The sequence below is a fragment of the Kitasatospora sp. NPDC034035 genome (assembly GCF_055575755.1).
On the sequence record NZ_JBVISA010000023.1, the window covers coordinates 43772 to 56360 of the forward strand.

The window sequence follows — 12589 nt, forward strand, 5'->3', positions numbered from 1 at the left end:
GACACCCGTGAACGACGCACAGCAGACCGCACGCCCGCGCAACCGCCGGCTCCACCGCACGGCCTGTCTCGTGGTGGCGCTGGTCACCGCGGGCAGCCTCGCCGGCGGCACAGCCGTCGCCGCACCGGCCGAGCCGGCCAAGGACCGGGCCCGGGCGGCCTGGGTCCCGAGCGACCCGATGGCCGCGGTCGCCGCGATGCAGCCCAGCTGGAACCTCGGCAACACCTTCGACGCCCTCCCCGACGAGACCTCCTGGGGCAACCCGCTCACCACCAAAGCGACCTTCGACGGCCTCAAGGCGCAGGGCTTCCGCAGTGTCCGCATCCCCGTCACCTGGTACCCCCACCAGTCCACCACCGCGCCGTACACCATCGACGCGACGTGGATGGCCCGGGTCAAGCAGGTGGTCGACTGGGCGCTGGCGGACGGCCTCTACGTCGAGATCAACGTCCACCACGACTCGTGGCAGTGGATCGCGAACATGTCCGCCGACCACGACAACGTCATGGCCCGGTTCGACTCGACCTGGCAGCAGATCGCCACCGTCTTCAAGGACGAGCCGCGCGCGCTGCTCATGGAGAGCATCAACGAGCCGCAGTTCTCCAACGCGACCGACGCCCAGAAGACCCAGTACCTGCGCGAGCTCAACACCTCCTTCCACCGCATCGTCCGCAACTCCGGGGGGCGGAACAAGGACCGCCTGCTGGTCCTGCCCTCGGAGGAGACCAACAACGCCCAGCACTGGCTCGACGACCTGTCGACGACGATGAACTCGCTGCACGACCGCAACCTGGTGGCGACCGTGCACTACTACAGCTGGTACCCGTTCAGCGTGAACATCGCCAACGGCACGACCTACGACGCCACGGCCCAGGCCGACCTGAACGACGGCTTCGCCCGGGTGCACGACACCTTCGTCGCCAAGGGCGTCCCCGTCTACCTCGGCGAGTACGGCCTGCTCACCTCCCCCTACTCCGGCGTGGTCGAGCGCGGGGAGATGCTGAAGTACTTCGAGCACGTCAACTACGAGGCGCGGGTCAACGGCATGACCTCCGCCGTCTGGGACGCCTCCAACGACTTCCTGAACCGCTCCACCATGCAGTGGCAGGTCCCCGAGATGAAGGCCCTGATCCAGACCTCCTGGCGGACCCGCTCGGGCACCGCCTCCACCGACAACCTCTTCCTGCCGAACTCCGGCCCCCTCACCGCCCGGACCATCACCCTGAACCCCAACGGACAGTGGTTCACCGGGGTGTGGCAGGGCAACACCCCGCTGATCCCGTACCGCGACTACACCCTCAACGGCGACCAGCTCACGCTGACGGCGACCGCCCTCACCCGGCTGGCCGGCAACCGCGCCGCCGGGGTCAACGCCACCCTCGAGGTCCGGTACTCCGACGGCGTGCCGTGGAAGCTCTTCGTGCGCTCGTACGACCAGCCCGTGCTGTCCGACGCCACCGGAACCGCCGACGGGCTTACCATCCCGACCCGGTTCAACGGTTCCCTGCTGGCCAACGTGGAGTCCACGTACGCCGACGGCACCGCCGCCGGCCCGGCCTCCTGGACCACCTACCAGTCGTTCGACAACTACCGCGCCGACTACGGCGCCGACACCACCACCGTCAAGGCCGACTTCCTCAAGTCGCTCAAGGACGACGCCCCGGTGACGCTCACCTTCCGCTACTGGACCGGCGCCACCGTCACCTACCACGTGACCAAGTCCGGCAACACGGTGACCGGCACCGCCTCCTGACCAGCCCCCCGCCCGCCCGGCTGCCGGTCCCCACCTGCGGCCGGGCGCCTTCCCGAGATGAGCCCTCCATGTTCTCCCTACGGTCCCACGGGCGGCGGCTGCGTCTTCTCGCAACCACCGCACTGATGCTCACCGCGTGCGTCACCGCATCCACCGGCGCGACCGCCCAGGCCGCACCGGGCAGCCCTGCGCTCACCCCGCCGCTGGGCTGGAACAGCTGGAACAGCTTCGGGTGCGGTGTCAACGAGTCACAGATCCGCCAGGCCGCCGACGCAATGGTGTCCTCGGGCATGAAGGCCGCCGGCTACCAGTACGTCGTCGTCGACGACTGCTGGTTCGACCCGCAGCGTGACGGCGCGGGCAACCTCCGGGCCGGCCCGACCAAGTTCCCCAGCGGCATGAAGGCGCTCGGGGACTACATCCACAGCAAGGGCCTGAAGTTCGGCCTCTACGAGGCGCCCAACGAGCGCACGTGCGCACAGGCCGTGGGTTCCTACTCCGGCTCCACCGGCAGCAAGGGCCACGAGGCCCAGGACGCCACCACGTTCGCCTCGTGGGGCGTGGACTACCTCAAGTACGACTGGTGCTCCTCCAGTGGCACGTTGGATGAGCAGGTCGCACAGTTCACGCTCATGCGCGACGCCCTCCGCGCCACCGGCCGTCCCATCGTCTACAGCATCAACCCCAACAGCCTGCACGCCATCACCGGCTCCTCGTACAACTGGGGTCAGGTCGCGGACCTGTGGCGGACGACCGAGGACCTGCTGGACATCTGGCAGAACGGCAACACCAACAACTACCCGATGGGCGTGGGCAACGTCCTTGACATCGACGCGCCGCTGGCCGCTCAGTCGGGCCCTGGCCACTGGAACGACGCCGACATGCTCGTGGTCGGCCGCCCCGGTCTGTCGCTGACCGAGTCCCGTTCCCACTTCGCCCTCTGGTCGCTGCTCTCGGCGCCCCTCATAGCGGGCAACGACATCCGGACCATGTCCGGCGACGTGAGCGCGATCCTTCGCAACCCCCGCCTGCTGGCGGTGGATCAGGACGCGCTCGGCGCGGGCGGCCGCCGGGTGCGCGACGACGGCGACCTCGAGGTCTTCGCCAAGCCCCTGTCCGACGGTTCGGTCGCCGTGGGCCTGTTCAACCGGGGCACCGGCACCGCGACCGTCACCGCCACGGCCGCGCAGGTCGGCCTCACCGGAGGGCCGTTCACCCTCACCGACCTGTGGACCGGCGACACGTCGAGCACGTCCGGCCAGATCTCGGCGAGCGTCCCGGCGCACAGTGTCGCCGTGTTCAAGATGACCGGCGGCAGCCCGCTGGCCTCCACCACCGCCCGCCTGCGCGGAACCGGGTCCGGCCGCTGCCTGGACGTGGACCGCGCCGCCACGACAGCCGGGACGACGGCGCTGATCTGGGACTGCCACACCGCCGCCAACCAACTGTGGACCACGTGGGCCGGCGGCGAGATCCGCGTCTACGGCGACAAGTGCCTGGACGCCTCCAACCAGGGCACCACCGACGGCACGAAGGTCGTCATCTGGCCCTGCAACGGTCAGGACAACCAGAAGTGGACCGTGCAGACCGACGGGTCGATCCGCAACGTCCACGCCGCGCTGTGCCTGGACGCCGACCACGCCGGAACCGTCAACGGGACGCCTGTGATCCTGTGGACCTGCACCGGTCAGAACAACCAGAAGTGGACGACGCTCCCGTAGCCCGTTCCCCTGCCGGTTCGTCGAGGAACCGGCGCCCTGACGGGGCGCCCCGGCGGCGGTGGAGCCGGGTGAGGCAGTGTCAGATTCCTCGCCCGCGCCGGAACCGCGCCGGGGTGGTTCCGCACTCGTCGGTGAAGACCCGGTAGAAACGGCTGACCGAGCCGAAGCCGGCGGCTGCGGCCACCTGGCTCGCGGGGAGGTCGGTGGTCAGCAGCAACCGGCGCGCTTCGGCGAGCCGGTACAGCTTCACGTACTCGCCGATCGTGGTGCGCACGACCTTGCGGAACTGGGTCATGGCGTAGGTCGGGTGGACGTTCACCGCCGCGGCGACGTCCCCGACAGTGATCGGCTCGCGGAAGTGGCGGGCGATGTGGCGCGCCATGGACACCGCCTGACGCAGAGCCGGATCGTCACCCGCGTAGCGGTGTACCGGGTCACCGCCCGCGGCGAGCGCCAGGCGCCGCACGCGCGCCTGGATCTCCAGCATCGCGATGCGGTGCAGTTCGTCGTCGCCCGCGGCCAGATCCGCGGCCCACTGGGTGAACTTCGCCGGGTCGCTCTCATCGGCACGGGCCGGGGGAGCGATCACCGGCACGCCCGAGAGCACCCGGGCGAGGAGCGACTGCGGCAACCCCCAGGCCAGGAACCGGTCGAAGGGCACGTGCAACCAGTGGACGCTGGTCGCCCGGCTCGCCACCAGCTGGTGCGGGATCGCGGCCCAGAACACGGCGAGGCCACCCGCCGCCACTTCGAGGAGTTCGCCGCCGTAGAGGTAGAGCATCGGCCCGCCGCCGGCCACGAAGTTGATCTCGAGGTCGTCGTGCCGGTGCGCTGCCGACATCAGCAGCGGGCGTCCGGACCAGCCGCGCAGGTGCGACGGTTCGTCGACCAGGGCACCCTGAGGATCCAAGAAGTTCTCACTTCGAAACGGTGCAGACATCGCAGTTGCTCGGATCCTATCGTCGTAGAGCAGCGCCGATGCTCGCACCGCCGTGCATCCGGCGACACCGCACGCCCACCCCTGCGTTCCTGATGGAGATCTCACGTGTTCTCACTCGGCATCGTCGGCGCCGGCCAGTTCGCCGGCTCGTTCGCCAAACTCTGGCGCCTGCACCCGAACGTCGGTGACATCAAGGTCACCGACCTCCTCCCGGAGCGCGCCGAGCATCTCGTCGCCGAATACGACCTCGCCGGCACGCTCCCCTCGTTCGAGGACATGCTCGACTCCGATCTCGACGCCATCGCACTCTTCACCCAGCGCTGGACACACGGCCCACTCGCGGTCCAGGCACTGCGCGCGGGCAAGGACGTCTACAGCGCGGTCCCCATGGCCGTGACCGAGGCCGAGATCGCGGACATCATCGCCGCGGTCGAGCAGTCCGGCCGGATCTACATGATGGGCGAGACGAGCTACTACCACCCGGCGACCGTCTACGCGCGCGCCCGGATCGCCTCGGGAGCGTTCGGCCGGATCTTCTACGCGGAGGGCGACTACGTCCACGACATGGACTGGGGCTTCTACGACGCCTACAAGTACAGCGGCGGTGCGAACTGGAAGGCCACCGCCAGCTACCCGCCGCTGCTCTACCCCACCCACTCGATCGGCGGCGTCCTCGGCGCCTGGCAGACCCACGCCGTCAGCGTCTCGGCGATCGGCGTTCCGGACGAGCGCGGCGACGGCGTGTTCGACCGCGAGATCAGCCAGTTCGACAACGACTTCTCCAACGCGACCGCACTGTTCGAAGCCGCGGGCGGCGGAAGCTTCCGCACGAACGAGTTCCGCAGGGTCGGATACATCGGCAAGGAGTCGCGCTTCCGCTACTTCGGCACAGAAGCGGTCTTCGAACAGCTCGGCTCGATCAGCCTGTGGCAGGACAAGAAGGGCGAGCACGACGTCACCGCGCACCTGGACCCCGCACCCACCCTCGCACCGGACGACCCGGCACTCGCCCACCTCGCCCCGGAACTACGCGGCGCCTTCGCCTCCGGCACCGCGCCGGTGCACGATCGCTCCCGCCTCCCGCGCGAGTTCGCCCACGCACCCAACGGCCACGAGGGCAGTCACCACTTCCTCGCCGACGACTTCGCCACCGCGGTCACGACCCGAACGCCTCCACCGCTGCACGCGTGGACCGCCGCCCGCTACACCCTCCCCGGCATCATCGCCCACCAATCCGCCCTCCGAGCCGGAGCGCGCCTGCCCATTCCCGACCACGGAGACGGTCCCCGGTCCGCGTGACACCGCTCGACTGCACCGTCCGGTCACAGACCATCTGACAGTCCGACGGAAGGGAGATACTGATGCCGGGAACCGGCCGGCCGTGCTGCTCCGAGTGCGCGGTGCCGCTCACGGGGCCGCCGCCCGTGCGGCCCCGCCCGGTGCCGGACCACGAACCGGGCTGACCCGTGGACCCGGTAAGGCATCCGTATGAGCAGCGACACCTTCCCCTGCCCCGGCGATCGGCAGCGGGCCGAAGCGGGCCTGTTCGGCCCGTCCTCGGTGACCTGGCACCTGCACGCCGACCCGGCGATGTGGATCGGCGGGATCAGCGCCCTCCACCTGCAGGCGCTGCACCCGATCGCGGCTCTCGGCATAGCCCAGAACTCCTCGTTCGAGGACGATCCCTTCGGCCGCCTGGTGGGGACGGGTTCGTTCATCGTGGCGACCACCTGGGGCAGCCGGGCACAGGCCGAGCAGGCCGGCGCCCGGGTGCGCGCCGTGCACGAGCGCCTGCGCATCCACGATCCGCACAGCGGCGCGCAGTACCGGCTGGACGCCCCCGACCTGCTGCTCTGGGTGCACTGCGCACTGGTCAGATCGAACCTGCACGCCGTGCGGCACGGCGGCATGCGGCTGACGAGCCCGCAGGCGGACCGCTACGTGGACGAGCAGCGTCACGTCGCGGCCCTGGTCGGGCTGGCGGCCGGTGACGCCCCCGGCTCGGTCGGCGAACTGGAGGACTACCTGACCGGCATCCGGCCGGTCCTGGCCGCTTCCCCCGAGGCCCTGCTGATCCACCGCTTCGTCAACCGGCCGCCACTGCCCGGACGATGGCGGCCGCTGCGACCACTGTGGACGGCGGCCTCCCAACTCGGGTACACGCTGCTGCCGGCCTGGGCTCACGAGCTGTACGGACGCCGGGGCCTGCCCGCCACCGTGGCAGCCGCCACCCTTCGCACCGCCCGTTCGACGGCCTCGCTGCTTCCCGCGCGCAAGCGGCTCGACTTCCCCGCCCCCTATCTCAGCCAGGCCGTCGAGCGGCTCGGGAGGACGGCCGTGCCCTCCGCCCGACGACTGCGCGAGCAGCCGTCATGACGCCTCCCGCCGGCCCGGCCCGGCCCCGGGAACGGCGGGGCCCGAACAGCAGTGTTCGGCGTCAGGCTCAAAGAGGGCGGGGGCCGACGTGACGCCGGCCCCCGCCCTCTTTCGCTACCCGCCCCAGGCTGCCTGCCCTACGGCGCTCGCAGGGTCAGTCGACCGCACCGTCCTGCGGGCCGTCGGGGATCCAGGAGCCGTGCAGTCCGGCGCCCACTCGGTGCGGCAGGTGCACGGTGGCGATCCGGTCCAGGCTGCCCGCGTCGAGCACCAGTAGCTGCGAGGCGTCCTGCTTGAGGTCGGAGACCACGGTGAGCAGGTAGCCGTCGTCCTCCCGGGTGGCCCCGGCGGCGGGGACGTAGACCGCCTCGCTGGGCATCCGGGCGTCGCCGACCTGGTGGATGCGCCGGGCACCGGTGGTGCGGTCGTACTTGACCACGCCGTAGCTGCCGAAGCCCTTCTCGTCGGGGAAGGAGACGGCGTACTGGTAGCGGTTCTCGGCGCCCAGGAACTCCTCGTTGAGGGTCGGGAACTCCACCGGCAGGTCGTCGATGATCTGCTCGTCGACGGTGCCGGCGGCCAGGTCGACCAGCCAGCGGCGGGAGTAGGAGCGGGCGACCGGCTCGGTGCCGCGCCCGGGCCGCCCGGTCCACCAGTTCCAGGAGAGGTCGAAGCCCTCGCGGTCCACGGTCGGGCCCTCCAGCACGATCCGGCCCCGGCCGTCCTCGTAGGCGTTGGCGACGTGCAGCACGTTGCCCGGTTCGATGGAGAACCAGCGGACCTGCCGGGCCCCGTCGCCGCCGCGCGGCATCACGCCGATCCGGGCGGGCTGGGTGTCGCTCCACCCGTAGGGGATACCCGAGTGCTCGGCGGGGTCGAAGGTGACGTTGCCCTCGATGAAGACCACGTGGTGGCGGGTGATGGCGAAGTCGTGCTTGAGCGCGGCGCTCGCCCCGGGGACCTCGGCGCTGTGCACGATCTCGCCCTTGGCGTCGGCGACGTAGTGCACCAGGTACGGCGGGAACGGCGAGGACCCGAAGAAGTGCAGCTCGCCCGTCACCGGGTCCTCCTTGGGGTGCGCGGTCATCGCGGTGCGCAGCTTGCCGCCGAAGTCGAAGGCGCCGACCGTCTCCAGCTCGCGGGTGAGTTCGAAGGGCAGGTTCGCCTCGCAGAGCGCGAGCAGTCGGCCGGCGTGCTCGATCACGTGGGTGCCGGCGGCGCTGGCGGTCAGGTCGGGGCCTCGGTCGGTCATGTAGGGCGCGCCGTCGAGGGCCGGGGTGTGCACCCAGCGGTTGCGGTACCACTCGGCCCGGCCCTCCCGCAGCTGGATGCCGTGCACCATGCCGCTGCCCTTGAACCAGTGGGTGGGGGTGACACCGGGCTTCGGGTTGTGACCGTTGCGCAGCAGCCGGCCGGTCAGCTCCGGGGGCAGGGTGCCCTCCACGGTCAGTCCGAAGGCGGTGGCCTCCTCCGCGACGGGGGTGAAGTGGCCGGTCAGGTAGGGCTTGTCGGCGGTCATGTCAGGAATGCCTTCCGGTCGGTGTGGCGGTGCGGGGATGTGACGGAGCGAGCAGGAGGGGCGGGGAGCCGGGGCTCAGTGGGTGGTCGGGGGCTCAGGTGGCCCGGACGGCCCGTCCGGTCCGCCGGTCGGCGGCCGGCCGGGTGGCGGTGTCACCGGCCCGTTGGCGGGTGCACCGGCCGAGTACTGCCGCGAGCAGGGCGGTCGCGGCCAGCACGGCGGCCGAGGCGGCGAAGGCGGCCCGATAGCCGGCGGTCAGCGCCACCGCGTGCGGCCCGTGGGCATGGGCGGTGACCGAGCCGGCCAGGGTGGCCAGCGCGGCCAGGCCGATCGCGCCGCCGACCTGGCGGGTGGTGTTCACCAGCCCACCGGCCAGGCCCGCGTCCTGTGCCGGCAGGCCCTCCACGGCGAACGAGGTCAGCTGGACGAAGGCGACGCTCAGACCGAGGCCGACGAGCACGCTCGGGCCCAGGACGTCGGCCAGGTAGCTCCCGTCGGCCCGGATCCCGGCCAGCCACAGCAGACCGGCCGCCTCGGTGAGCAGCGCCAGCGTCACGGTCGCGGTGGCGCCGATCCGGCGGGCCAGCCGCGGGGCGAGGCCGGACCCGAGCATGTTGGCCGCGGCGAGCGGGAGTTGGCCGGCCCCGGTGGCCAGCGGGCCGGAGCCGAGCACCTGCTGCTGGTAGAGCGGCAGGAAGAAGAACAGGGCGATCCACACCGACCCCAGCAGGGCCATCAGCAGGTTCCCCGCCGCCACCCGGCCGGTGCGCAGCAGCCGCGGCGGGATCAGCGCGTTCGGCCGGCGGCGCTCGACGGCGGCGAAGGCCGCGGCCAGGACGACGGCCGCGCCGAGGGCGCCGAGCACCCGGCCGTCGGTCCAGCCGGTGCCGCGCGCGGTGGTCAGCCCCCAGACCAGGCAGGCCAGGGCGAGGGTGACGGTGGTGGTGCCCAGCAGGTCGAACCGGCCGGCCGCACGGCCGGGCTGGTGCGGGCCCAGGGCCGGTACGGCGAGCAGCACCAGCGCCGCTCCGAGCCCGACCGTGCCGAAGATCCAGGGCCAGCCCCAGAGCTGGGTCAGGGCTCCGCCCAGCAGGACGCCGCCCGCCCCGCCCGCGCCGGAGACCGCGCCCCACACCGCGAGCACCCGGCCGCGCCCGGGACCCGGTGGGTACAGGTCCACGGCCAGGGCCAGCGCGGCCGGGGCGATGGCGGCGGCGCCCAGACCCTGGGCCACCCGGGCCGCGATCAGCACCCCGGGGGCGGACGCCGCGCCGGCGGCCAGCGAGGCGGCCGCGAACAGCGCCAGGCCCACGGTCAGTACCCGGCGGCGGCCGAGCAGGTCCCCGGCCCGGCCGCCCGCCGGCAGCAGCGCCCCGAAGGCCAGCCCGTAGGCGTTGACCACCCAGGTGGTACCGGAGTCCGACAGGCCGACTCCGGCACGGATCTGCGGCAGCGCCACGTTGACGACCGAGGTGGCGAGCATGACCGTGAACTGGGCCGCGGCGAGCACCGTGAGGACGGCGGCGGGCCGGGCGGCGGGCCGGAGTGGACCCGGCTGGGTGCGCTGGAGGTTCATGACGCACAGCCTCGGGCGGATCGCTGTCCACTCTCCAGGCCCGGACGGGGCGGGGACTGTCCACTGCTGTCCGCAGCTGTCCACTCCGCCCGGGCCCGGTGCGGGCCCGGGCGGGACGTCGGTCAGCGGGCCCCGTGCAACTCCTGCTGCCACAGGGCCTCGCACAGCAGGTCCAGGCCCTGGCGCAGGTGGCGCCGGTAGGTTCCGTACGGCAGGCCGAGGCGGCGGGCCGCCGCCTCCTGGGTCGGCGCGCCGGAGAAGTAGCCGGCCGTCAGGGCCTCGCGGGCACGCACCCCTCGCGGGTCGGCGGCAAGCTCGTCGACGGCCTGGCGCAGCAGCGCGCGCAGCTCACCGGCGGGGTCGGTGAAGTCGGCGGTGAGGCGGGTGCGGGTCAGCACGCCGACCGCGAAGGCGGCCGGGTCGCGCCAGTGCGCGAGGGCCTCGCGCACGGCCTGGTCGAACGCGGACCGCGAGAAGCCCGACGGCCCGGACGGGGCCGGCACGTCGGTGGCCGAGATCAGGTGGCGCAGCCAGGTCTCCACCGGCACCTGGCGCCAGTCCACGCAGAACAGCCCGTAGCTGTGGTCACCGACCCGGGGCCGGGCACCGGTGTCGTGCATGATGCCCCGGAACCGCTCGGCCCAGGCTTCGGCGTCCTGGTAGACGACGAAGCCGTGCGCGCGGCCACGGGCCCGGGCGGCCTCGGCGTGCGAGCGGGAGTTGCTCAGGTCGATGACCCGCGAGGGGATCTGGTACCGCTCCGGGTAGACCGAGAACCGGGTCATCCCGATGTGCTCACCGGGCCGCACCGCGTTTCCCGCCTGGGTGTACTCCCAGGCGGCCGCGACCACGGGATCGGTGGCCAGGTCCACCGGGTCCGGCGGCGCCGCCAGCACCAACCGGGCCGTGAACGCGACCGGCACACCGGAGCCGACCAGCCGGTAGACGGCGAAGGCCTGCGGCTGGCGCTCGATCCAGTACCGGACCAGCTCCGCCGAGGCCGCGCCCTCGGTCACCTCGGCCATCCGCAGCACGGCGTCGATGTCGCCGGGCTGCAGCGCGCGCTCGTGCACCTCGTCCTCGCGCGACCACGAGTGCAGCCGCGGCGAATCGGCCTTGATGCCCCGGAACATGTAGAAGAGCTCGTTGGTGACGCCGCGCACCGCCTCCTCCGGCGCCTCCCGCAGCTGGCGCAGGTACTCCTCCGCCAGGCGCTGACGGATCGCCACGAACGCGTTGGGCGCCCGCCAGCGCAGGTCGGCGGCGAGCGTCTCGCGGGCCGCGTCGTGCGGGTAGAGGCCCTGCGGCGTGGCCTCCATGAACGGCAGCTCGCGCAGCCAGCCGAACAGCAGGTGGGTGTCCTCCTCGGGCAGCACCGCCGCGAGCAGCTCCTCCGAGGTCGAGTGCGCCTGGGCCACCACTTCCAGCGCCCGGCGGTGCGCCGCCGTCGGCACGTCCCCGATCAGGCCGCTCAGCAGGGTCCGCAGCAGGTCGGCCGAGGGCTCCCAGGCCTCTACCCGGTCCCACCCGACCGTTCCGGTGGCCGCGGCCAGCGCCAGCGCCAACGGGTTGCCGCTGGCGAACCCGATCACCCGCTCCCGCACCTCGGGCCGGACCTCCGCCGCGGCCAGCAGGCTGCGCGCCTGCTCCTCGGTGAACGGCCCCAGCTCACGGACGCTCAGCAGCCCCTGCCAGGCCGGGTCGGCGGCCCACTGCGGCTGCGGAGCGAGCCGGCCGGCCAGCACGACCAGCGCGTCGTCCGCGGCCCGGGGCAGGAACTGCTGCCACAGCCAGCTCTCCAGCCACTGGCAGTCCTCGAAGGTGTCCACGAACAGCACCGTCCCGGGGACCTCCAGGAAGGACGCGGCCGCCCGCTCGAAGTCGGCCGGATCCCGGCTGACGAAGCGTCCGTCCATCTCCAGCAATCCCCGCCCGGCGGCCCCCGCCCGGTCCGCCAGGCAGCGCAGCAGTGCCGACTTGCCGATCCCCCCGGGCCCGTGAACGTAGAACGCGAACGGCGCCTGCCCGTCCCCGGCCAACGCCTCCTCGAACCGCCGGAGTTCCTCCTCGCGGCCGATGAAGGCCCGCTTCCGCTCCCGGCTGAGCCGCTCCCGCACTGACGCCACGTCGGTTCCCCTCGCTGTCTGACTGGCTTCACGCCACCCACCCGGCGCAATCGTAGGACTTGCACTGTTGCGGCTCGTGCCGCACGGCGCCCGCCCGAGGGGGCCGGCGGCCGCGTTCGGGAAGCTCGGATCGGCGACGCCGGTGCCCTGAAGGGCGGTCAGGCAGAACTGTCCGACCGGCGGCCTCCTTGGCTGCGCCCACCTGCGAGCCGCCCGCCGGCGGAGTAAGGGCTGCGAACGACACCCTGAGCGGGCCGGCGACCCGTCAGTCACGTCATGGCAGTGGCGCGACAGCAACAACCCGCTGCGGTACCGCCTCCCGAGCTCCGACACCAGCAACTTCAACACCCCGGCGTCGCCATCACCGCCTCCAGGAGGAGCCGCAGTGCTCGCACTGCGGCTCCTCCTGCTCTCACGGCTTCAGCAGCCCTCGCTCGTAAGCCTTGACCAGGTTGCGCGGCACCAGGTGTTCACGGCCCTCGATGGCGATCGGGACGAGCTGCGGGGCCGCAGCCTTCCACTGCGACCGGCGGTGGCGGGTGTTGCTGCGGGACGTCTTGCGCTTGGGTACGGCCATG

Annotated in this window: 9 protein-coding genes; 4 read left to right on the forward strand and 5 right to left on the reverse strand. The window is 72.4% G+C overall.

What is annotated here, in order from left to right:
• The first annotated feature begins 7 nt into the window (after positions 1-7).
• Both ACZ52J_RS28700 and ACZ52J_RS28705 read left to right on the forward strand, forming a co-directional pair.
• Complete coding sequence (locus tag ACZ52J_RS28700; RefSeq protein WP_465622832.1) at positions 8-1753, forward strand: cellulase family glycosylhydrolase; 1746 nt, start codon at positions 8-10, stop codon at positions 1751-1753.
• Positions 1754-1821: 68 nt separating this feature from the next.
• On the forward strand, positions 1822-3474 hold the full coding sequence (locus ACZ52J_RS28705; protein ID WP_465622833.1) for a glycoside hydrolase family 27 protein: 1653 nt from the start codon (positions 1822-1824) through the stop codon (positions 3472-3474).
• 79 nt (positions 3475-3553) lie between these two features.
• On the opposite strand, the gene ACZ52J_RS28710 is transcribed toward ACZ52J_RS28705, so the two are convergent.
• Positions 3554-4384 (reverse strand): helix-turn-helix domain-containing protein, encoded by an 831-nt coding sequence (locus tag ACZ52J_RS28710; protein WP_360501677.1) that lies wholly within the window; start codon positions 4382-4384, stop codon positions 3554-3556.
• Positions 4385-4519: 135 nt separating this feature from the next.
• On the opposite strand from ACZ52J_RS28710, the gene ACZ52J_RS28715 reads away from it, so the two are divergent.
• Positions 4520-5713: a Gfo/Idh/MocA family protein gene (locus ACZ52J_RS28715; RefSeq protein ID WP_465622836.1), complete on the forward strand. Its 1194-nt coding sequence runs from the start codon at positions 4520-4522 to the stop codon at positions 5711-5713.
• Positions 5714-5902: 189 nt separating this feature from the next.
• Positions 5903-6790 carry an oxygenase MpaB family protein gene (locus ACZ52J_RS28720; protein WP_465622838.1) on the forward strand — a complete coding sequence of 296 codons (888 nt, stop codon included), beginning with the start codon at positions 5903-5905 and terminating at the stop codon, positions 6788-6790.
• A 154-nt stretch (positions 6791-6944) separates the two neighbouring features.
• Here ACZ52J_RS28720 and ACZ52J_RS28725 read toward each other — a convergent pair whose 3' ends face one another.
• The 4 genes from ACZ52J_RS28725 to rpmF all read right to left on the reverse strand — a co-directional run bounded on the left by ACZ52J_RS28725 (position 6945) and on the right by rpmF (position 12588).
• Positions 6945-8309: a carotenoid oxygenase family protein gene (locus tag ACZ52J_RS28725; RefSeq protein WP_465622840.1), complete on the reverse strand. Its 1365-nt coding sequence runs from the start codon at positions 8307-8309 to the stop codon at positions 6945-6947.
• A 94-nt stretch (positions 8310-8403) separates the two neighbouring features.
• Positions 8404-9885, reverse strand: coding sequence for an MFS transporter (locus ACZ52J_RS28730; protein ID WP_465622842.1), 1482 nt, complete (start codon positions 9883-9885; stop codon positions 8404-8406).
• Positions 9886-10007: 122 nt separating this feature from the next.
• Entirely contained in the window at positions 10008-12011 is a 2004-nt protein-coding gene (locus ACZ52J_RS28735) for an AAA family ATPase (RefSeq protein WP_465622844.1), read from the reverse strand.
• Between the two features lie 412 nt (positions 12012-12423).
• Positions 12424-12588, reverse strand: coding sequence for a 50S ribosomal protein L32 (rpmF, locus tag ACZ52J_RS28740; RefSeq protein WP_396530468.1), 165 nt, complete (start codon positions 12586-12588; stop codon positions 12424-12426).
• Position 12589 lies beyond the last annotated feature (1 nt).

What these genes read in the sequence shown, in the direction of transcription:
- rpmF (WP_396530468.1), bottom strand. Translation starts at nt 12,588, where the DNA reads ATGGCCGTACCCAAGCGCAAGACGTCCCGCAGCAACACCCGCCACCGC.
- ACZ52J_RS28725 (WP_465622840.1), bottom strand. Translation starts at nt 8,309, where the DNA reads ATGACCGCCGACAAGCCCTACCTGACCGGCCACTTCACCCCCGTCGCG.
- ACZ52J_RS28720 (WP_465622838.1), top strand. Translation starts at nt 5,903, where the DNA reads ATGAGCAGCGACACCTTCCCCTGCCCCGGCGATCGGCAGCGGGCCGAA.
- ACZ52J_RS28730 (WP_465622842.1), bottom strand. Translation starts at nt 9,885, where the DNA reads ATGAACCTCCAGCGCACCCAGCCGGGTCCACTCCGGCCCGCCGCCCGG.
- ACZ52J_RS28705 (WP_465622833.1), top strand. Translation starts at nt 1,822, where the DNA reads ATGTTCTCCCTACGGTCCCACGGGCGGCGGCTGCGTCTTCTCGCAACC.